The organism is Actinomadura sp. 3N407 (assembly GCF_052245875.1).
Taxonomy (GTDB): Bacteria; Actinomycetota; Actinomycetes; order Streptosporangiales; family Streptosporangiaceae; genus Spirillospora.
The window spans coordinates 273,673-294,047 of record NZ_JBQQBP010000002.1 but is presented as its reverse complement, the minus strand read 5'-3'; the positions used below and the strand labels follow the sequence as shown (position 1 = coordinate 294,047).

At 71.4% G+C, this 20,375-nt stretch carries 20 protein-coding genes and 1 pseudogene; 8 read left to right on the top strand and 13 right to left on the bottom strand.

The features are described from left to right. Positions 1-46 precede the first annotated feature (46 nt). The 4 genes from ACTWPP_RS05485 to ACTWPP_RS05470 form a co-directional block, all read right to left on the bottom strand. A complete protein-coding gene (locus ACTWPP_RS05485) occupies positions 47-1,381 on the bottom strand; it encodes an RNA polymerase sigma factor (protein WP_443102974.1) in 1,335 nt (444 codons plus the stop codon). Continuing rightward, positions 1,378-1,758 carry a YciI family protein gene (locus ACTWPP_RS05480; protein WP_443103412.1) on the bottom strand — a complete coding sequence of 127 codons (381 nt, stop codon included), beginning with the start codon at positions 1,756-1,758 and terminating at the stop codon, positions 1,378-1,380. Before ACTWPP_RS05480 ends, ACTWPP_RS05485 begins: the two co-directional genes overlap by 4 nt. Positions 1,759-2,110: 352 nt before the next feature. Next, on the bottom strand, positions 2,111-2,281 hold the full coding sequence (locus ACTWPP_RS05475; RefSeq protein WP_443102973.1) for a hypothetical protein: 171 nt from the start codon (positions 2,279-2,281) through the stop codon (positions 2,111-2,113). A gap of 33 nt (positions 2,282-2,314) precedes the next feature. Continuing rightward, the gene (locus tag ACTWPP_RS05470; RefSeq protein WP_443102972.1) at positions 2,315-2,668 is read right to left on the bottom strand and encodes a PRC-barrel domain-containing protein; all 354 of its coding nucleotides are present in this window, start codon (positions 2,666-2,668) and stop codon (positions 2,315-2,317) included. A 204-nt stretch (positions 2,669-2,872) separates the two neighbouring features. Here ACTWPP_RS05470 and ACTWPP_RS05465 point away from each other — a divergent pair, with 204 nt between their 5' ends. Both ACTWPP_RS05465 and ACTWPP_RS05460 read left to right on the top strand, forming a co-directional pair. Next, positions 2,873-3,214 (top strand): helix-turn-helix transcriptional regulator, encoded by a 342-nt coding sequence (locus ACTWPP_RS05465; RefSeq protein ID WP_443102971.1) that lies wholly within the window; start codon positions 2,873-2,875, stop codon positions 3,212-3,214. 501 nt (positions 3,215-3,715) lie between these two features. Further along, positions 3,716-4,318, top strand: a pseudogene (locus tag ACTWPP_RS05460) (DNA glycosylase AlkZ-like family protein); the annotation flags it as partial. Between the two features lie 16 nt (positions 4,319-4,334). On the opposite strand, the gene qcrB reads toward ACTWPP_RS05460, so the two are convergent. Further along, positions 4,335-5,966 carry a cytochrome bc1 complex cytochrome b subunit gene (qcrB, locus tag ACTWPP_RS05455; RefSeq protein WP_443102970.1) on the bottom strand — a complete coding sequence of 544 codons (1,632 nt, stop codon included), beginning with the start codon at positions 5,964-5,966 and terminating at the stop codon, positions 4,335-4,337. 309 nt (positions 5,967-6,275) lie between these two features. On the opposite strand from qcrB, the gene ACTWPP_RS05450 reads away from it, so the two are divergent. After that, complete coding sequence (locus tag ACTWPP_RS05450) at positions 6,276-7,484, top strand: helix-turn-helix domain-containing protein (RefSeq protein ID WP_443103411.1); 1,209 nt, start codon at positions 6,276-6,278, stop codon at positions 7,482-7,484. Here ACTWPP_RS05450 and ACTWPP_RS05445 read toward each other — a convergent pair. Beyond that, a complete protein-coding gene (locus ACTWPP_RS05445; protein ID WP_443102969.1) occupies positions 7,465-7,761 on the bottom strand; it encodes a hypothetical protein in 297 nt (98 codons plus the stop codon). The two genes, ACTWPP_RS05450 and ACTWPP_RS05445, sit on opposite strands and share 20 nt — an antisense overlap. Before the next feature lie 152 nt (positions 7,762-7,913). Here ACTWPP_RS05445 and ACTWPP_RS05440 point away from each other — a divergent pair, with 152 nt between their 5' ends. Beyond that, positions 7,914-8,663: a GntR family transcriptional regulator gene (locus ACTWPP_RS05440; RefSeq protein WP_443102968.1), complete on the top strand. Its 750-nt coding sequence runs from the start codon at positions 7,914-7,916 to the stop codon at positions 8,661-8,663. A 2-nt stretch (positions 8,664-8,665) separates the two neighbouring features. Continuing rightward, a complete protein-coding gene (locus tag ACTWPP_RS05435) occupies positions 8,666-9,277 on the top strand; it encodes an NUDIX domain-containing protein (protein ID WP_443102967.1) in 612 nt (203 codons plus the stop codon). On the opposite strand, the gene ACTWPP_RS05430 is transcribed toward ACTWPP_RS05435, so the two are convergent. The 4 genes from ACTWPP_RS05430 to ACTWPP_RS05415 form a co-directional block, all read right to left on the bottom strand. After that, positions 9,262-11,256: a DUF4153 domain-containing protein gene (locus tag ACTWPP_RS05430; protein WP_443102966.1), complete on the bottom strand. Its 1,995-nt coding sequence runs from the start codon at positions 11,254-11,256 to the stop codon at positions 9,262-9,264. The genes ACTWPP_RS05435 and ACTWPP_RS05430 overlap by 16 nt on opposite strands. Further along, positions 11,253-12,320: a sensor histidine kinase gene (locus tag ACTWPP_RS05425; protein ID WP_443102965.1), complete on the bottom strand. Its 1,068-nt coding sequence runs from the start codon at positions 12,318-12,320 to the stop codon at positions 11,253-11,255. Before ACTWPP_RS05425 ends, ACTWPP_RS05430 begins: the two co-directional genes overlap by 4 nt. Continuing rightward, entirely contained in the window at positions 12,317-13,006 is a 690-nt protein-coding gene (locus tag ACTWPP_RS05420; protein WP_443102964.1) for a response regulator transcription factor, read from the bottom strand. Before ACTWPP_RS05420 ends, ACTWPP_RS05425 begins: the two co-directional genes overlap by 4 nt. 82 nt (positions 13,007-13,088) lie before the next feature. Next, positions 13,089-14,570, bottom strand: a complete 1,482-nt coding sequence (locus ACTWPP_RS05415; RefSeq protein WP_443102963.1) for a glutamate--cysteine ligase — start codon at positions 14,568-14,570, stop codon at positions 13,089-13,091. A 151-nt stretch (positions 14,571-14,721) separates the two neighbouring features. Here ACTWPP_RS05415 and ACTWPP_RS05410 point away from each other — a divergent pair, with 151 nt between their 5' ends. Next, positions 14,722-16,098: a sensor histidine kinase gene (locus tag ACTWPP_RS05410; RefSeq protein ID WP_443102962.1), complete on the top strand. Its 1,377-nt coding sequence runs from the start codon at positions 14,722-14,724 to the stop codon at positions 16,096-16,098. Positions 16,099-16,180: 82 nt separating this feature from the next. Here the strand turns inward: ACTWPP_RS05410 and ACTWPP_RS05405 are convergent, their stop codons facing one another. Next, the gene (locus ACTWPP_RS05405; protein WP_443102961.1) at positions 16,181-16,729 is read right to left on the bottom strand and encodes a YceI family protein; all 549 of its coding nucleotides are present in this window, start codon (positions 16,727-16,729) and stop codon (positions 16,181-16,183) included. A gap of 278 nt (positions 16,730-17,007) precedes the next feature. Between ACTWPP_RS05405 and ACTWPP_RS05400 the strand changes: the two genes are divergently transcribed. Together ACTWPP_RS05400 and ACTWPP_RS05395 are read left to right on the top strand one after the other, a co-directional pair. Then, positions 17,008-17,808 carry a L,D-transpeptidase family protein gene (locus ACTWPP_RS05400; protein ID WP_443102960.1) on the top strand — a complete coding sequence of 267 codons (801 nt, stop codon included), beginning with the start codon at positions 17,008-17,010 and terminating at the stop codon, positions 17,806-17,808. Positions 17,809-17,884: 76 nt separating this feature from the next. Continuing rightward, positions 17,885-18,607, top strand: a complete 723-nt coding sequence (locus ACTWPP_RS05395; protein WP_443102959.1) for a choice-of-anchor P family protein — start codon at positions 17,885-17,887, stop codon at positions 18,605-18,607. A 195-nt stretch (positions 18,608-18,802) separates the two neighbouring features. On the opposite strand, the gene ACTWPP_RS05390 is transcribed toward ACTWPP_RS05395, so the two are convergent. Both ACTWPP_RS05390 and ACTWPP_RS05385 read right to left on the bottom strand, forming a co-directional pair. Then, on the bottom strand, positions 18,803-19,405 hold the full coding sequence (locus tag ACTWPP_RS05390) for a dihydrofolate reductase family protein (protein WP_443102958.1): 603 nt from the start codon (positions 19,403-19,405) through the stop codon (positions 18,803-18,805). Further along, positions 19,402-20,268: a metalloregulator ArsR/SmtB family transcription factor gene (locus ACTWPP_RS05385; RefSeq protein WP_443102957.1), complete on the bottom strand. Its 867-nt coding sequence runs from the start codon at positions 20,266-20,268 to the stop codon at positions 19,402-19,404. Before ACTWPP_RS05385 ends, ACTWPP_RS05390 begins: the two co-directional genes overlap by 4 nt. Positions 20,269-20,375 lie beyond the last annotated feature (107 nt).

The following is a 20,375-nucleotide window of genomic DNA, read 5'->3' as shown; positions in this document are numbered from 1 at the left end:
CCGGACTCGACACCTCGATGAGAGGAAAGCTGCGCCGGGTCGTGAATCAGGCGTCGAGCGCAGTCAGCCGGGCCCGCAGATGCCGCTCCTCGACCCGGTTCGTGACCAGTTCCAGAGCACGCTCGTAGGCGACCCGGGCGCCGGGGGCATCGCCGGCGCGGCGGAGCAGTTCGGCGCGTGCCGAGTAGAACGGGTGGTACGCCTCCAGGCCGGCCAGGCCGTCCAGCAGCCGCAGACCCCCCTGCGGCGTCGTCGCCATCGCCACGGCCACGGCGTGGTTGAGGGCGACCACCGGAGAAGGGTCCATCTCGGCCAGCGCGGCGTACAACTCCGCGATCGTGGTCCAGTCGGTTTCGGAGGCCGCGGATGCCCGCGCATGTTCAGCGGCGATGGCCCCTTGAAGCTGATAGACACCGGGGCGCCTGTGACGAGCCGCGGCCCGGAGGACTCGCAGACCCTCGTCGACATCTCGACGATCCCATGTGCCGCGATCCTGGTCCTCCAGGGACACGAGGTCGCCGCCGGGGCCGACCCGGGCGGCCCGACGGGAGTGCTGCAGCAGCAACAGCGCGTTGAGCCCGAGAACCTCCGGCTCGCTGGGCATCAGCACGGCGAGCAGCTTGGCGATCCGGATCGCCTCGGAGCACACGTCGACGCTCAGGAGCCGCTCGTCGCCAGGCCCGCGGACGTACCCGCCGGTGAACATCGTGTAGATCACGGCGAGCACGGAATCCAGACGCTCGGGGAGCGCGGAATCCGGCGGCACGGCGATGGCGATCCCGGCGTCGCGGATCTTCCGCTTGGCACGGACCAGACGCTGGGCCATCGCGGCCTCCGAAACCAGGAACAGCCTGGCGATCTCGGCGGCGGTCAGGCCCCCGACGGCCTGGAGCGTCAGCGAGACCCGGGCGGGCATCCCGAGCAGCGGATGGCAGCACGTGAACAGCAGGGACAGTCGCTCATCGCCCAACGCCCCGAGTCCCGACTCCCACTCCACCGCCGGAGCCCGGAAGCGGTGGGCGGTCGGGTCGACCGACAAGGCCGCGCGAGTCCTGGCCTCCTTCGCCTCGACCCTTCGCAGCCGGTCGAGTCCGCGTCGACGCGCCACCGTCAACAACCAGGCAACGGGGTCGTCCGGTATCCCGTCCCGGGGCCAGTGCCGCATCGCGATCTCGAGCGAGTCGGCCAGCGCGTCCTCGGCGGCCTCGAAGTCTCCGAGGCCGCGCACGAGTCCCGCAAGAAGACGCCCATGGTGCTCGGAGAACACCCGGTCCAGTTCGGCCTGGGCGACACCTGCTGCACCGGCGTCCGCCTGTTCGCCGATCTCAGCATCCCGGCGATCGGCGGATCCCTCGTCGTCCGCACCTGGGGCGGAGGTCACTCGCTCAGCACTTCCCGGAGCCGGTCGACGGGGTCATACCACTGCGGCACCAGACGAACCGGGCGTACCTCCACCCCCGCGTCCGCTGCCATCGGACAGGCCGCCGCATACTCCAGCGCTTCGTCCAAGTCGTGGCACTCAAGAAGGAAGTATCCCGCGAACCACTCCCGGGTCTCCGCGAAAGGCCCGTCCCGGACCAGCGTCTCCCCGTCCTGAACCTTGACCGTCGTCGCGGCGTGCGGCCCCCGCAGCGGGTCTGCCCCCCGGAAGACGCCCCGTTCGCGAAGCATCGAGACATAGTCCAGGACGGCGTCGCGCTTCGCGACGTACTCCTCGCTGTCCTCTGGAGATCCGTCGCAGTCATAAACCAACACCATGTACCGCACCCGCTACCTCCTACAGGCCCCTCGACCAAGCTACGTCCCTCACCCACAAGGACGCGCCCGAGCACCTCAACTAGACACCGCCGGCGCAAGCCGTGCGCCTGCCCGCGCGGCCGACGGAGCGCGGCGTCCCCCACGGTCTAGCGCGAGTTCATCGAACTCCACGGCGTCCGTGTGGCGTTCCCCGTCACGGGGAGCTGTTCCGGTGTTTGCCCTCGCATCCCGGTGCCAGGCGGCGTCGGTGAACTCCACCTTGGGTTCGGCTCCGGGAGCGTACGAGGGGTGGCACCGATGAACCGCGCCCTGGTGCCCTGAGTGTTCGCGGTCAGGTGAGCCGGTCGTTGGGTCAGCGGGTGGGGCGGGAGGCTCGGTGGCGGCCCAGGCGTATTCCGCTCAGGACGAGATTGGCCAGGAACACCAGGACGCCGATGATCAGCAAGTAGAACAGGCCCTCCACGACGAAGCCGATGATTCCCAGCGCGATCGCCACTAGAAGGATGAACAAGAACAAAGTCACGGCGATCCCTCCCTGGCGGGACGTGGTGGCCGGTCAGCGGCGTGCGAGCCGGCGCTCGTCCGGGGCCGCCCGGTAGGGCATGTCGTAGTAGTCGAAGACCGCCTGCTCGTCGCCGGCGAGAAGCTCTCCGTCGGTACTGATCGCGGGAGCGTTCTTGATCTGCTTCTTCGCGCGCGCGACCCGCAGGTGCTCCGGGCCCACCGTCGCCCCGGAGAGCGGTGCGAACACGAGGCGCTGCCGGGTCGGCAGGCCGGTCTTGATGGTGGCGAAGGAAGGCTGGTCGGTCGCGGTGTCGACGTAGATGGCCTCCAGCTGGCCGACCTTGCTTCCGGACTCGTCGATCACTTCACGGCCGCGCCACTCGCGAATGTCCTCGATCTCGAACATGTCACATCCAGGCATTGGGTCCCGAACCCCTGGTCAGGTCATTCCATTTACCCGGCTCACGGGATTTATGCCTTTCAGGCCGCATGTCTCGGAGGGTCTGCGCCGATGGCGGGCGCCGCTCGGCGGGTTCCCGACATGGGCGTGTCGGGATGGTGGCCTAGCGTGGTTCACATGCTCAGGTCCACGCAACCTGTGATCGGACGGGTGGAGCGTCAGCATCGGCTCATCGAGGAGCTGCGGCTCAGGAGCGGGCCGTACGTGTCGGCGGGGGAACTGGCCGAGACGCTGGGCGTCACGACCCGGACGGTCGAACGGGACGTCGCCGAGCTTCAGGACGCGGGTGTGCCCGTCCGAGCTCGGCGCGGCAGCGGTGGCGGGTACGGGCTCGATCTGCGTCCGGCGCTGCCGCCGCTCACCCTGACGCCGGGGGAGGCGGCCGTGCTGGTCGCGTCGCTCACCGCGGTCGGGCCCCGGGCGTCGGCGACAGCCCAGTCGGTGATGGGGAAGCTGCTCGACGTGATGTGCGATCGGAGGGCGGCGGAATGATGGTCGGCCGTGCCCAAGTGATCGCGTACCGGTTCGCCGCGCACGGGCTCGGCCCGCGGGGACGGGCGGAGACGGTGCTGGCGACCGGCGTCCAGGATTATCCGCCTGGGCGGAGCGCGCCACTTGCCGTGCGGCTGCGGACGGGGCAGGTGCCGGACGCGTCGATGGTGCTGGTTCATTCGATACGGGCGGCCATGCACATGCACCGCGCCGCCGACTTGGCGCGGCTGGCGGCGGCGCTGCGGATTGAGGACGGTGGTGATCTGCCGCCGCAGTCGATCGGGCCGTTCGGTGCCGCACTCGCCGAAGAGGGCCTCTCTTTCGGGGCCGCGTTGGACGAGGTCGCCACGGTGATGCGGGCGGCTGTCGCGGACGGGCGGTCGCCGACGAAGGGTGAACTCAGCGGGGCCGTGAGCCCGGAGGTGGACCGGCGGCTCGCGCCGTGGTGCGAGGGGTGCGGGGTGTTCCACGTCCAGGACCAGCTGTTTCCGTCGGGCCGCGCTTCAGGCCGGGCTCGTCATCGAGGTCGACACCGGGACTCCGAGCCGGTTCCGTTACCGTCCGGCCGAGCCGTTCCGGCCCGCGGATCCGGTCGACGGCCGCGCCGGGCTGGTGCGTGGCTTCCTCGCGACGTCCGGTCCGGCCGGGCCGGCTCAGCTGGCGTCCTGGCTGGGCATCACGCCGCGGGCCGCGCGCCGCTGGTGGAAGCCGGTCGAAGAGGAGCTGCGTCCCGTCGAGGTGGACGGCGCCGAGTACTGGGCGCACGCCGAGCAGATCGAGGCGCTCGGGGCGGCGGCCGATCCGAGTGGTGTCCGCCTGCTGCCGCCGTACGATCCGATCACCGAGCTGGGCGACCGGCATCTCCTGGTGCCCGACCCGGCCCGGCGCAAGGCGGTGTGGCGGCCGGCCGCCAATCCGGGAATCGTGCTGGTCGACGGCGAGATCGCCGGGGTGTGGCGGCAACGGCGGAAACGTGACCGGTTGGCGTTGAGGGTCGAGCCGTTCGATGCCCTGGCCCCTCGGCACAGGGATGCGGCCGAGTCCGATGCCGCCACGATCGCCGGGTGTGCCGGTGCCTCCGGCTTTGATCTGGAGTTCGGCTGACGCGGTCCCGCGCGGGTCAGGGGCCGAGGGTTTTGTGCTCGTCGGCGGGTGGGCGGGCCAGGTCGTCCCTGAAGCGGCGGTTGAGCGCTATGCGCAGTCGGCCGAGGCGGGTGCGGGCTTCGGGTGGGTCCACTCCGTCCGTGCCGGGACGGTCGAGGTCGACGGCGGCGGGTGGACGGTCGTCGGTCACGGGGGCCAGGCGTTCGTCGTCGAGGGGCCGTTCGACCTCCAGGTACTCGCCGCTCGGGAGGCGGCGGATCACGCCGGTCTCCAGGCCGTGGTGCACCAGGGAGCGGTCGCCGTGCTGGAGGCCGATGCAGATGAGGTACGCGATGACGAAGGCGAGAAGCGGGCCGAGGACGATCGCGACGCGGAAGAACCATGTCGTCCAGAAGAGGGGGACCTCGAAGGTTTCGGCGATCACGTCGTTGCCGCCTGCCGCCCACAGGACGCCGTAGAAGGCGACGCCGCCCGCGCCGATGGCGGTCCGGGCGGGGACGTCGCGGGGACGGTCGAGCAGGTGGTGGACGCGATGGTCGCCGGTGACCCAGCGTTCGAGGAACGGGTAGGCGGCGAGGCCGGTGAACAGGAGGCCGGGGACGACGAGGGCCGGGACGAGGACGCTCATCGGGACGGTGTGGCCCCAGGCGCTGATCTCCCAGGCGGGCATGATGCGGAGGGAGCCCTCCAGCCAGCCCATGTACCAGTCGGGCTGGGAGCCGGAGCTGATCGCGCCCGGGTCGTAGGGGCCGAACAGCCAGACGGGGTTGATCTGGAAGATCGTCGCGAGGAGGGCCGTGGCGCCGAACACCCACAGGAAGAACGCGGTGGTCTTGGCGATGAAGACGGGGAAGAACCGGTAGCCGCGGACGGTCGTGTTCGTGCTGCCCTTGCCGGGGAACTGGGTGTGGGTCTGCCGCCAGGTGAGGACGACGGCGTGCAGCGGGATCAGGGCGAGGAGGATCCCGGGGATCAGCAGGACGTGGAGTACGTAGAGCCGCGGGATGATCACGGTGCCGGGGAACTCGCCGCCGAACAGGAACATCAGGACGTAGGAGCCGACGAGCGGGATCGAGGCGATGACGCCTTCGAGGATGCGCAGGCCGGTACCGGAGAGCAGGTCGTCCGGCAGGGAGTAGCCGAACAGGCCGTTCACCATGACCAGCATGAACAGGACGATCCCGATGAGCCAGTTGAGTTCGCGGGGTTTGCGGAACGCTCCGGTGAAGAAGTTGCGGAGCATGTGGACGAGGATCGCCGCCATGAAGATGATCGTCGACCAGTGGTGGATCTGCCGCATCAGCAGCCCGCCGCGCACGTCGAAGCTGATGTGCAGCGTCGACGCGTACGCCTCGCTCATCCGGACGCCCTGCAGCGGCTCGTAGGAGCCGTCGTAGACGACTTCCTTCATGCTCGGGACGAAGAACAGGGTCAGGAAGACGCCCGTCAGCAGGATGACGAAGAACGAGTACATGGCGATCTCGCCGAGCAGGAAGCTCCAGTGGTCGGGGAACGCCTTGCGCAGCGCCTTCCGCATGAACGACGTGGCGCCGAACCGGTCGTCGGCGGCTCGGCCGGCGGCGCCCAGGGCCTTCGGGGGGACGCCGGGGGCCTGGGCGGGGGTGCGGTCGCCGGGGCTCGCAGGCACGTGATCACCTCACGCTTCGCTCGCTGTGCTCCCACTGTCGCATCGGGCGAGCGAACCGGCCAGGGTTCGCCGACCTGTTGATTCCTCATCACAAAGCAGGCCGAATTCGGTCGAATCTCGACCTACACTTTGCTCCCGGGCCCGCCGCGGGTCATGATTTGCCTCACACAAGTCACATAAGTAAGTAATTACCCCGTGTGTACGGCGCGCAACGCAGGGGGACGAGAGCTGGGAGGTTCTGTGGCGGACGTTGGTTCGACCACGAACGGGCGCCTGTGGCCGGATCTGCCGAGAGAACTGGCAGATCACATGCGGCCGCACCTCGACGAGGTGGCGGACGACATGATCCAGGAAATCCAGACGCGCGTCAGGGAGTACGACCGGCCGGGAGACGGCTCCTATTCGGGGACACTGCGGCTCGCCGTCGAGCGGGTGCTCCACTACTTCGTGGACCGGGTGGCCGACCCCGGCCACGATTCCGCAGCGGTGGTGGACTTCTTCCGCGCCATCGGCCGGGGCGAGGCCGGAGAGGGGCGCAGCCTCGACGCCATGCAGAGCGCGATGCGGGTCGGCGGCATGATCGCCTGGCGGCGGCTCACCGACGGCGCCGACGCCCTCAACGTCTCGCCGCGCACCCTCGGCGCCGTGGGGGAGGTCCTGATGGAGTTCCAGAACGAGCTGGCGCACGCCGCCGCCGAGGGGTTCTCCCAGGCCAAGGCCGCCGTCGCGGGGGAGATGCAGCGCCGCCGCAAGCGCCTGCTCGACCTGCTGTTCGCCGACCCGCCCGCCGCGCAGGAGGCCATCGCCGACCTCGCCGCCGCCGCGCACTGGCCCGTCCCCCGGACGATCGCCGCGGTGGCGCTCGGCCGCCACCACCAGGGCAACCGGCAGCCCGCGTTCCCGCCCGACGTCCTCGCCGACCTCACCCGCCGCACCCCCAGCCTGATCATCCCCGACCCGGACGGTCCCGGACGCGCCAAGCTCGTCGACCGCGCCCTGTCCGGGACGCTCGCCGTCGTCGGCCCGACCGTCCCGCTGATGGAGGCGGCGCGTTCCATCCAGTGGGCCCGCAAGACGCTCTGCCTCGTCCAGCGCGGCGTGATCGAGGCGGAGAGCGGCGTGATCCGCAGCGTGGAGCACATGTCCACGCTCATCCTGTTCCAGGACGAGGGGCTCATCACCTCGCTGGCCGATCTGCGCCTCGCGCCGCTGGCGCACCTGCGGCCCAGCCAGCAGGACCGGCTGGCCGAGACGCTGCTGGCGTGGCTGCAGTCGGGCCGCAACGCCAACGAGGTCGCGATGCGGCTGCACGTCCACCCGCAGACCGTCCGGTACCGGCTGCGTCAGCTGGAGGAACTGTTCGGCGAACAGCTTCTCGACCCGGACCTGCGGTTCGACCTGGAGATCGTGCTGCGCGCCCGCGCGCTGCTGGCCGACAACGCGGGCGAGCGCATGATCCAGCCGCCGCGCGAGGCCGTCGGCGACTCGGGCGAGGTGGTCACCTTCCGCCGGACGTGACCGTCCCGGTCCTGCCCGTGCCGGACCTGCCCGCCCCGGAACCACCCGGGCCGGGCCGGGCCGGCGCGGCGCGGAGCCGCTCGGCGGTGGCGACGCGCTCGGCCAGCCGGGTCTGGGCGTCGCAGAGCAGCCACAGTTCGCCCTCGTCCGCCGCGACGATCTCCTCCAGGCAGCCGTTGAGCAGCTGGTAGTCCGACAGGGGACTGATTCGGGTGGCCCGCAGGCCGCTGTTCGAGCGTTCGCTGTGCCAGCCGGGCATGCACATGATCACCGACATCGCGCGGGCTCCCTCGGTGGGCCTATGGTAGGTCTACCATAGGACGGTCGAGCACCGGTCACAACGCGTTCGGCATAACCCCAAAAGGCGGCCGTTCGTTGTGGCATCTGTACGGTGTGAGGCCAACGCATCGACCCGGAGCAGGATCTGGTATGCCGCGACCCCCCACGAAGGCACAGGCGATCAGCAACGCGCTGGCCGCCCGGATCGTCGAGGGTGAGCTCGATCCGGGCGCGTGGCTGCCGTCCGAGCGGGAGCTGGCGCGCGCGTACGAGGCCGACCGCTCGACCGTCCGGCGGGCCCTGCGGATGCTGGCCGAACAGGGACTCGTCCGGCTGCGGCACGGTGCGGGCACGCAGGTGCGGACGGCGCAGCGGGTGCGGCGCGCCGCGGCCGACATCACGCGGCAGGACGGGGCGTGGCGCGGGTTCCACGTCTCGGCGCGGAAGGACGGCCGCACACCGTTCACCCGGACGACGGTCAGCGAGGTCGAGGCCGGTGAGCGCCTCGCGCCCCGGCTGGACGTGCCGCCCGGGACGCGCGTCCTGGAGCGCGCCCGCGTCCAGGGAGTGGAAGGCGAACCGCCCGTCCAGACGGCGACGACCTGGGTGGTCCCCGAGGTCGTCGAGCGGATCCCGGTGCTGCGCGAGGTCGACACCGGTCCGGGCGGCATCTACTCGCGGCTGGAGGAGACCGGCCACCACATCACGTTCGAGGAGTCGGTGACGTGCCGGCTGCCGTGCGCGGACGAGCAGGAGACGCTGGAGATCGGCCCCGATCAGCCCGTCCTCACGCTGTGGCGCCGCGCGTACGACCAGGATGGCCGCGTCGTCGAGGTCACCCACCGGGTGGTGGTCGGCGACCGGCACGAACTCGTCTACCGCTACGGTTCGGGAGCCTGAGCATGCATGACACCGGAAAGCCCGGCGAGCCCGCGGTCCGCCAGGTCGGCACGCGGGTGGTCTACGAGAACCCGTGGATGGTCGTCCGGGAGGACGAGGTCGAGCGGCTGGACGGCTCGCGCGGCATCTACGGGGTCGTCGACAAACCCGACTTCGTGCTCGTCATCCCCCTCGACGGGGACGGGTTCCATCTCGTCGAGGAGTACCGGTACCCGATCGGGAAGCGCACCTGGAACTTCCCGCAGGGCTCCCTCCCCGGCCGGCGGGACGCCGACCCGGAGGAGCTGGCCCGCCTGGAGCTCGCGCAGGAGACCGGGCTCCGCGCCGGGACGCTGAAACACCTCGGCTACCTGAACTGCTCCCACGGGACGAGCGGCCAGGGCTTCAACATCTTCGTCGCGTCCGACCTGCGCGCCGGCGAGACCGACCGGGAGCCCGAGGAGCAGGACATGCGGCAGAAGTGGTTCTCCAGGGACGAGTTCGCGGCGCTGGTGCGGGAGGGCCGGATCACCGACGACTCGACCCTCGCCGCGTTCGCCCTGCTCACCATGGACGACCAGCTCACCACGGACGGCCGGCTCGACCGCGGACGACCGGCTCAACCGGAACGGTAGGAGCCGGCGCAGCTCGCGGCGTCGTCCACGGGACGGCGCTCCAGGATCTCGCGGGCCCTGCTCCGCGCGTGGTTGGCGCCCATGGCCGGTTCGTCGTCCTCCAGGTCGCGGGCGATGGAGCGCAGCGCGCAGGACCGCTGCGGCTCGGGCAGCCGGTCCAGCGCCGGGACGGCGTCGGCGGACAGGCCCCGCAGGTAACCGACGTCGAGCTTGCCGGTGTCCTCGTAGCGGTCGACGTTGTTCCCGGCGATGAACCCGTCCGGGTTGATCGACGCCAGGGCGATCAACGCGACGGCGCCGCCGGCCGCGACGGCCCGCGGCAGCCACGCGGCACGTCCCTTCATGACGCCCGCGACCGCGACCAGCACCACCACGCCGCCGAGCCAGAACTCGAACGCGTGCACCCACAGCCGCAGCCGCGTCCAGCCGAAGGTCTCCTCGTACAGGTAGAGGCGCCGCAGCGCGACGGCGACGACGACGAGGGTCAGCGCGCACAGCAGCCCGAGCAGCACCCGGACGGTGACGCGGTCGCCGCGCCCGCCGGAAGGCGCGTACCGCATGGCGACCGCGACGACCGCGAGGACGAGGACCGTCACGATGACGAGCTGGAAGAAGCCCTGGCGCGCGTACTCGGCGTAGGTGAGGCCGGTCGAGGCGAGCAGCTTGTCCTTGTCGTCGGCGAGGAACACACCGGCCTGGATCGCGCAGAACATCAGGAACAGCAGATCAAGCGCGGCGATCGGCACGGCCCACGACCAGCGCCCGGCGGGCTTGGCGGGCTCGGGGATCAGCATCCGCAGCGGCGGCGGCGCCTGCCCGAGGTACGCGGCGGCGGACGCCAGCAGCAGCGTCGCGGCACCCGCGAACACGTACAGGACGACGGAGGCCGCCGAGATCTCGGGGACGAGACCGGCGGCGAGGCTGCCGAACGCCGCGTCCGCCCCGACGAACAGCCCGCCGAACACCGCGAGCAGCCCGGCCACGATCAGGCCGGTCCGGATGACCGGCCAGGCGTTGCCCCGGCGCGGCGACGCCGCCTGATACGCGCCGCGTCCCGCCCACGGCATCATGTATCCGACCGCCGGCATGATCGCGAGCCCCCCGCCGAGGACCTCCGCCCAGGACCGTCCGCCGCACGCCGCGTACGAGCCGGCGGCGACGGCGAGCAGCAACGCCGGCAGGACGATCCAGTCCGCGTCGCGGACCGCCGCGGTCGCCGACAGGCACAGCGCGAGCAGCAGGAACACGCCCCCGGTCCGGTTGAACCGCGAGGCGCCCTTGGCGGAGGAGCCCCGGACGAGTCGTCCCGCGGACCAGGCCGACGCCCCCGTCACGTACGCGACGGCCGCGGCGGTGATGAGGACGCCCACGCCGAGATGCCCGCCGCGCAGCGCGGGGCCGATCGTGACCGCGCCGATCAGCCCGGCGATGGCCGCGCCCGCGGCCAGCGCGGGCGACATCGGAAGCGCGGGACGCTTCCAGGCCGCGATGGCCCGGTCCAGCTTCGTCGGCGTGTAGACGACCGGGGGCGGCGGCGGATAACCGCGGTGGCCGTGAGGCGGCGGCGGGTAGGGCGGCCGCCCATAACCCGCCGGGTATGGCGCGGCCCCATATGGCGCACGCCCCTGCACACCTCCCGCATGCCCGGTGCCCGCCTCCGGGGGCGCCTGGGAAGCGGCGGCCCTCCCGGGCCCGGGGGAGACGGCCGGTTCCGCCCATGCGGCCCCCGGCTTGGCGGAGGCCGCGGTCGTCTCTTTGGGCGCGGTGTCCTTCTCGCCAGGTGCGGTGTCCTTCTCCGTCGGGACGGTCGCTTCGGTGGACGCGGCGGCCGGTTCCGTGGACGCGGCGGCCGACTTGGCGGACGCTGCGGCCGGCTCTGTGGGGGCGGCGGCCGTCTCACCCGGATTGGCGGCCGGCTCCTTGTCCGGGGTGGAGGGTTCCTCGGGCTTGCCGGACGAGTCCTGCGAAGGTTTCGTCATGCGGATTCTCCGATGTTCGGGGGGATCACGACACGGATGCGGCAGCCGCTCGGTGTGTCCAGGACGGTGATGTCGCCGCCGTGCAGGTCGGTCGCCCAGCTCGCGATGGCGAGGCCGAGACCGGTGCCGCCGCCCGGCGTCCCGGCGCGGGGGCCGGACGCGGAGCCGCGGGTGAAGCGTTCGAAGACACGGGCGCGTTCCTCCGGTGGAATGCCGGGTCCCTCGTCGGTTACTTCGATGACGAGCCCGCCCGGTAGGTTCGCCGGACGCGCCGTCACGGTGACGGGCCTGCCGTCCGGGCCGTGCCGGGCCGCGTTGTCGAGCAGGTTCGCGACGATCTGGTGGAGCCGGTCGCGGTCGGCGACGGCGTGCAGGCCGGGCGCGACATCGGACTCGAACACCGCGTCCGGGTGCCCGGCGGTGGCCTCCGCCAGGACGTCGGCGGTGAACGCGGCCACGTCGATGTCGGCCACGTCCAGCGTCGCCGCGCCCGCCTCGACCCGCGACAGGTCCAGGAGCTGCGTGACGAGGCGTCCGAGCCGCTCGGTCTGGTCCAGCGCCGATTCGAGGACGTCGGGCGTCGCGGGCGTGACACCGTCCGCGACGTTCTCCAGGACGGCCCGCAGCGCGCTGATCGGGGTGCGCAGCTCGTGCGACACGTTCGCGACGAACTCGCGCCGCTGCCGGTCGACCTCGGCGAGGTCGGCGGCCATCCGGTTGAACGCCTGCGCCAGCTCGCCGACCTCGTCCCGGGACGTGGCCCGCACGCGGCGGCTGTAGTCGCCGCGCGCCATCGCCCGCGCCGCCGTCGTCATCTCGCGCAGCGGCGCGGTCATGCCGTGCGCGACGAGCTGTATCACGACGACCGAGATGAGCAGGCCGACCGGCATCGTCTCCCGCGCGCGGAACCCCAGCGGGTACCCCCACAGGACGATCAGGACGGCGACGCATGCGGTGACGACCACCACGACGCCGAACTTCACCTTGATCGACCGGAGCGGATCCAGCGGCCGGGGCAGCCTTGTCCACAGCCTGTGGACGAAGCCGCGCTCGACGGCCGTCACGACGTGCCCTCCAGGCTGTAGCCGACACCGTGGACGGTCCGGATCAGCCCTTGCCCGAGTTTGCGGCGCAGCGCCTTGACGTGGCTGTCGACGACCCGCGTCCCGGACGCGTCGGCCCAGTCCCACACCTGTTCGAGCAGGACGGCCCGGGTCAGCACCGCCCCCCGGTTCCGCATGAGGCAGGCGAGCAAGTCGAACTCGGTCGGCGTGAGATGCACTTCGCGGCCGTCCCTGCGAACCCGCCGGGCCCGCTGATCGATCTCCAGCGCCCCCATCCGCACGGGCCCGTCGGCCACGGCGTCCACCCGCGGCCGGTCGACCCGGCGCAGCACCGCGCGGATGCGGGCCACGAGCTCCCGCATGCTGAACGGCTTGGTCACGTAGTCGTCGGCGCCCACGCCGAGCCCGACGATGAGGTCCGTCTCGTCGTCGCGGGCGGTCAGCATCAGCACCGGCACGGGGCGTTCCGCCTGCACCCGCCGGCAGACCTCCAGCCCGTCGAATCCGGGCAGCATCACGTCCAGGACGATGAGATGGGGCTCGTACGCGCGGGCGCGCTCGACCGCCGAGGGCCCGTCACCGGCGACCTCGACGCCGAACCCTTCCGCCGCCAGCCGGTCGGCCACGGCCCGCGCGATCGTCGGCTCGTCCTCGACGACGAGGATCCGCGTCTCGTTCCCAGTCACGGACCAGACTCTAGAAGCCCGTTATGTGCGCAACGAGCCCGAAATGTGCAGGACTTGTGAAGAACTCAGGACTTGTAAAGAACTACGGTCCGAGAGGCCAGGTGTGGACGGGGTCATTGTGCCGCATGTGCTCCACGTACGAGCGGGTCATCATGCGGAGGGCCTCGTGCCTTGGGGTGCCGAAGGACTCTTCGATCGCCTGGACGGTGTTGATCTGCCAGGCCGCGCCGGTCTGGCCGGTGACGCAGCGGCGTTCGACGATGCCGAGGAGACGGTCGCGGCGGGCGGGGTCGACGCCCCAGCGTTGGAGACCCTCGTGGGCCAGGGGCAGGAGTTTGCGGAGGATGAGTTCGGCCGCGGGGACTTCGCCCAGACCGGGCCAGTAGAGGGTGGAGTCGAGCCCGTCGCGGGCGGCGCGGTGGAGGTTCTCCTCGGCCGTGGCGAAGGACATGCGCGTCCACACGGGGCGTTCGTCCTCGGCGAGCATGCGGACGATGCCGTAGTAGAAGGCGCCGTTGGCGATGACGTCGGCGACGGACGGGCCGGCGGGGAGGACGCGGTTCTCTACGCGGAGGTGGGGGCGGCCCTTGACGACCGCGTAGATGGGACGGTTCCAGCGGTAGATCGTGCCGTTGTGGAGGGTGAGTTCGCCCAGTTCGGGGATTCCGCCGTCGTCGAGGACGGCGCGGGGCTCCTCGTCTTCGCAGAGGGGCAGCAGGGCGGGGAAGTAGCGCGTGTTCTCCTCGAACAGGTCGAAGACGGACGTGATCCAGCGTTCGCCGAACCAGACGCGGGGCCTGACGCCCTGGGCTTTGAGTTCGTCCGGACGGGTGTCGGTGGCCTGTTCGAACAGGCTGATCCGGGTCTCGTGGAAGAGCCGGTGCCCGAACAGGAAGGGGGAGTTGGCGCCCATGGCGACCTGCGGGCCGGCGATGGCCTGGGCGGCGTTCCAGTAGGCGCCGAACTGGTCGGGGCTCACCTGGAGGTGGAACTGGACGCTGGTGCACGCGGCCTCGGGGAGGATGGTGTCGGCGTGCATGTGCAGCGGTTCGTGCCCGTCGATGGCGATGCGCATCTCTTCGCCGCGTGCCGCGAAGATCTGGTCGTTCAGCATCTTGTAGCGGCTGTTGGCGGAGAGGGTCTCCTCACCGATGTCGGTGCGCCGCAGGGTGGGCAGGATGCCGATCATGGCGAGCCGGCCGCCGACCTCGCGGGCCCGCTCGTCGGCGTGCTGCAGGTGGTCGCGGACCTCCGCCTCCAGTTCGCCGGTGCTCTCTCCGCCGAGTTCGCGGGGCGGAATGTTGATCTCCAGGTTGAACTGGCCGAGCTCGGTGGCCCAGGCCGGGTCGGCTATCGCCTTGAGCACGTCCGCGTTGCGCATCAGCGGGTCGCCGATCGTGTCGATCAGGTTCAGCTCGATCTCCAGGCCGATGTGGGGGTGCTCGAAGTCGAACTGGGATTCGCCCAGCATGCGGGCCAGCACGTCGAGGCACCGGCGTACCTTGTCGCGGTACCGCCGCCGGTCCTCGCCGCTGATGGTGACCGAAGCCACGTCCCTGCCCATGTGTCCGTCCCTGTGCTCCGGAAGAACCGTCATAAAACGGGATGTCCCGGTGAGGGGAGGTGAAAACCCGGCACCAGATTTCCGGCTCCCCGATTGTGACCGGCGGGTAGCGTTGCCTCGTCCGGAAACCGGCAACTCCAGCGGGAGGGCCATGCGCCTGCGCCCCCGGTCCATCCGGGCCAGGGACACGCTCGTCGCGGCCGTGATCGCCGCCATCGTCTTCGGCATCACCGCGATCGGCGTGGATTTCGCCGTGCGCAGCGCCGTCAAGGCCGATGTCCTCCGGCAGACGCAGGTCGAGGGCCGGCGGGTCAGCGGCGGCGTCCGCGACGGCACGGTCAGGGGCCCCATTCCGGACCAGACCCGCGGCCGCGTCCTCATCCAGGTCGTCGCACCCGGCGGGCATGTGACGAACGCGACACCCGCCGCCGCGGGCAGGCCGCCGGTGAGCAGACTCTGGCCGTCGAGCAACCTGCGGGTCCGCGACTACACCGAGTGCCACGGCGGCTGGCCGGGTCGCGAATGCCTCGTCCTGGAGGCCATCCGCGCCACGACCGCGTCCGACTCCGTCGTCGTGTACGCGGCGTCGCCCCTGCCGTCCTACCTGGTGAACGGGCTGCTGGAGGCGCTGCTCGCCGGGAGTGTCCTGCTGCTGGCCGGGGCCGCCGCGTGGATCACCTGGCGGGTCGTCGGCCGTACCCTCGGCCCCGTCGAGGCGATCCGCGCCCAGCTCGCCGAGATCAGCGCCACCGACCTGAGCCGCCGCGTCCCGCAGCCCTCCGGGCACGACGAGATCGCGCAGCTCGCCCGGACCGCCAACGCGACGCTCGACCGGCTGGAACGCGCGGTCGGACGTCAGCGGCAGTTCGCGTCCGACGCGTCCCACGAGCTGCGCACCCCGATCACGGGGCTGCGGGCCAACCTGGAGGACGCGTCGATGCATCCCGACGACAACGACCTGCGGGCCGTCGTCGAGTCGGCGCTGCGCGACACCGACCGGCTGGAGTCGATCGTCACCGACCTTCTCCTGCTCGCCCGCATCGGCACCGGCGGGACCACCGCGCAGGAGCCGATCGACCTGTCCGCGCTGGCGGACGCCGAGGTCGGCCGCCGCACCTTCACCCTGAAGATCGTCACGGAGTTCACGGGGGACGTGGTGGTGCGCGGCGTCCGCATGCAGCTGGTCCGGCTGCTGGGCAACCTGCTGGACAACGCCGAACGCTACGCCGACTCGTCCATCATGGTCGAGGTGGCGCTGCGGGACGGTCAGGCGCTGCTCACCGTCACCGACGACGGCCCGGGCATCGCGCCCGCCGACCGCGAGCGGGTCTTCGAACGCTTCACCCGCCTCGACACCGCCCGCAGCCGCGGCGCCGGCGGCACCGGCCTCGGCCTCGCGATCGCGCGGGAGATCGCCCAGGCGCACGGCGGCACCCTCCGCGTCGAGGAGCACCCCGCCGGCGCCCGGTTCACGCTCCGCCTCCCCCTCGCCGCGGCGCCCCCCGACCGGCATCCGAACCGGGCTTGATCCGCGCACGCGAAAGGGCCGCCCACAGCATGTGGACGGCCCCGTGCATTGAGAACGGTGTGTCGAGTCCTCGTGCGTCGAGTCAGGCGCGGACGGCCTGGACCTCAAGCTGAATGTCGACCTTGTCGCTGAGCAGGGCCTTCTCACCCTTCAGCGGGACGTTGAACTCGATGCCCCAGTCCTTGCGGTTGATCGTGGTCTCGGCGGAGAACCCGGCCCGCGTCCCGCCCCAGGGGTCCTCGCCGACGCCGTTGAACTCGACCCGGAGGCTCAGCGGACGGGTGACGTCCTTGATGGTCAGGTCGCCGTCCAGGTAGTACTCGTCGCCCTCGGCGCGCACGCCCGTGGTGGTGAAGGTCATGGTCGGGTACTTCTCGACGTCCAGGACGTCGGCGGTCCGCACGTGCGCGTCCCGGTCGGGGTTGCGGGTGTCGAGCGAGTCCATCCTGACCTCGACCGTGGCCGTCGATTCACCGAGCTCCTCGGCGATCTGCACGGCGCCGGTGAAGTCGGTGAACGCCCCCCGCACCTTGGTCATCAGGTGGCGGATGACAAAGGTGACCTCGGAGTGCCCGGGGTCGATGTTCCAGGTTCCGGCGGTCAGCTCGGGGGCGACGGCGGCGATGCTCATGATGGCTCCTGCGCTAGATGTGCTTGAAACTTCAACGACTCGTCAGAGGTTAGTTGAGGGTTCAAACACTTGTCAAACCCGGATTGTTCCGAAAGCGTCCGCCAAGGCCCGGCAAAGGTCCACTGCCTGCCGCGGAACACGGTCCGCAACTTGGTCCACACGCCGTGCAACCCCATCACGGCCTCGTGCGTATTCAGCGGGCACAGAGGCGAGACCGGAGGGATGGGAGGGGACGAGGAGACCCGTCCACCCGGCAATCATGAACATCAGGAGTCTTCGTGAGCGACGAAACACCGCACGGCACGGTACGCCGGGCCCGCGGGCCCGCGGCCGGCACGGCCGCACTGGCGGTCATCGCCATCCTCGTGAGCGGCTGCGGGGGAGGACAGGAACCGGACGCCAAGGCGGCGCCGGCGGGCGGCGCGGGTGACCTGCCCCAGGCGACCACCTACACCACCCTGGACGACCTGCCCGCCGACCCGGAACCGACCGCCGACGTGGACGGGACGGTGGTGCACCCGAACGAGACCGCGCCCGTGTCGGCCAAGCCCGGCGCGCCCCCCGTCGCCGAACTGCCCGCCACCCAGCTCAAGGGCCCCACCTGGGTGCCCGTGGTGGAGCGCCGTACCGGCTGGCTGCGCGTACTGCTCCCGAGCCGGCCCAACGGCGTCACCGGCTGGATCCCCGACTCCGGGCTGAAGACCGCGCGCAGCACCAACGTCATCAAGGTGGACCTCAGCGAGCGCAAGCTGACCCTCCTCGACTCCGGACGCCCGAAGGGCACCTGGCAGGTGGCGATCGGCACGCAGAAGACGCCCACCCCGACCGGACGGACGTTCCTGCTCGCCTCCCTCGCCCCGGCCAAGCCGACCTACAGCCCGCTGATCCTGCCGGTCGGCGCGCACTCCGCCACGCTCGAAACCTACGGCGGCGGCCCCGGGACGGTGGCGTTCCACGGCTGGCCGTCCAAGTCCGTCTTCGGCAAGGCCGTCACCCACGGCTGCGTGCGCGTACCCGCGGACGCGCTCAAGCGCCTCGCCAAGGTCCCGCTCGGTACGCCCGTCCACATCGCGGACTGACGTACCCCCGATTCTCCGGCCGTGAGGCCGGTTCCCCGCTGAACCCCCAACAAGTACGAATCCAAGGAGAACCATCGTGCGTTTGCAGGCACTCACGAAGTGCGTGGCCACCGTCGGCGCGCTCGCCCTGCCCTTCGCCGCGGCCGTCCCCGCCGCGTCCGCGACCAGCGACGGCGCCGGCTCCGCCTTCGCCATCTCCGCGAGCGGCCCCGTCGCCATCCCGCCGACCCCGGCGGTGACGTCCACCGCCCAGAAGCCGGAGCGCAAGAGCGTCGCCGAGCTGCCGGCGAACCCCCTCGTCCAGGCCGGAGTGCTCAACGCCGCCGCCTGGTCCGGGCACGGCCGCGCCTCCGTCGCCGACCTCAAGGTGGCCAAGCTCGGTCTCAGCGCCAGCGCCGTCACCGCCAAGTGCGAGAACGGCAACGGCGTGTCCAACCTGGTCAAGGCGTCGCTGAACGGCAAGAAGCTCAAGGCCGCCGCGACGCCCAACAGCACCGTGAAGGTCGACCTGCCGAGCCTCGGCAACGCCACCGTCACGCTCAACAAGCACGTCCGCGACAAGGACGGCAGCCTCACCATCACCGCCATCGAGGTGAGCCTGGTGCTCGCCGGCAAGACGCAGACGGTCAGCATCGCGTCCGTCACCTGCGGCAAGGACGGCGCCAAGCCCGGCGAGCCGTCCGACCCGGGCAAGCCGGGCGGCGACCCGTCCGCGTCCCCGGCGCCCGCCCCGTCCGGCCCGCCGAGCGCCGCCCCGGTGCCCACCCCCGTCACCGGTGACCTGCCCGTGACCGGCTGACCCCGTCCACGACCGGAAGGACCCGCGCACCACGCGCGGGTCCTTTCTCGTCGCCCCCGATGTCACCGGATCAGGTCGGGATCCGGTGGCGAACCGTTGAGATGTCCCGGGCGCGCGAGCGCACCACCACCCCGGTCGGCGTGTGGCGCGAGGTGGCCGGAGCCGGAGCCGGAGCCGCTCGCCGGCCCGGTGCGCTCAGCGGGCCCGGTCGTAGACCATGGCCATCTCGCCCAGCTCGCCGGTCTCCTGGAGGGTGAGCGTCCACTTCGAAGCCGGCAGGCCGTCGTCGAACAGCCGCTGCCCGCCCCCGGCGATCTCGGGGCAGATCATGAGGTACAGCCGGTCGAGCAGGTCCGCCGCGAGGAGCGCCTTGATGAGGCTTGCGCTGCTGTTGACGAGGATGTCGCCGGCACCGGCGGCCTTGAGTTCGGCGACGACGGCCGCGGCGGGGGCGTCCACCACGCGGGTGCGTTCCCACGGTGCTTCGGTCAAGGTGGTCGAGAAGACCACCTTCTCGGTGTCGACCAGCCACTTCGCATATCCGCGATCACGCGGATCGGCGGTCTCGTCCGCGGCGACCGATGGCCAGAACCCCAGGAACCCCTCGGCGTTGACCCGGCCCAGCAGCGCCGTCGTCGCACCCTCCCAGATGCGGGTGAGATGGGCCCGCGCGACCTCGGTGGTCGCGTACGAGACGATCGCGCCCATATCGCCGGCCCCGCCTGGGCCGTTGTAACGCCCGTCGAGGGTGAGGCTGATGTTCGCGGTCACCCTGCGGCCGGTGATCTGCTCCGTCATCTCGTGCTCCTTGTGTCGTGGTCGTGGTCGGTGCCGGCGGTGTCGTGCGGGTCGGCGGCGAGGGCGGCCGCGAGCTTGTCGAGGCTCTGGCCGAAGCCGATCTCGATGCCCGCGATGAAGTCCGCGGAGTCGACCGTGCTGTCGGTGATCCGCCAGTGGACGTCGAGGTCGGTGCCGGTGCCGGTGGGCCGGAGGCCGAAGTCGACGTGGGCGGTGAAAGCGAGGCCGCCGCCGGGAAGCAGAGGGGAGAGCCGGTAGGTGAGGCGCTCACCGGGGCGTACGTCGTCGACGACTCCCTCCGCGCGCCCGGCGACCATGTCGGAGCCGTCGGCGTCCTCGGCATCGCGGTACTCGTGGACGATCCGCCCACCCGGCCGCGCCTCGAAGACGAGCTCGGAGACGCGGAGGCCGTCGGGCGTCCACCATCGGGAGAGCAGGGAAATCTCGGTCAGGTGGCGCCAGACCACATCGGGGCTCCCCGTCAGCGACCGGGGGAACCTGAACGAGCGGCCGTCGGCCCACCCCGGCCCCTTCGCGGCGAGCCGCTCCGCCTGGAGGCTGCGCCCATGGTGGTCGTAGGTCTCGCGCATGCCGCCGACCTGCTCCGCGGTGTCGGCGAGCCGGCCGAGCGCGGCCGCCAGCTCCCGCAGGGGACCGGGCTGGAGTTCGTAGATGCGGCGCTGGCCGATGCGCTGGGAGGTGACGACGCCGGCTCGTTCGAGGGCCTGCAGATGCTTGGTCGTCTGCGGCTGGCGGGCTCCGGCGAGTTGAGCCAGGACACCGACCGAGCGGGGCCGCTCGGCCAGCAAGCTCACGAGCCTCCAGCGGGCGGGGTCGGCCAGTGCGGTGAGGAGTGCGTCCACGGGAGAGAGTATTCACCACAAAGAATATTCGTGTCAAGGAATATCTTGTCTCGGCGGCGACCCCACACGCGGGACCTCCGCCGGGCGACCGGGACGGCCCGCCACGC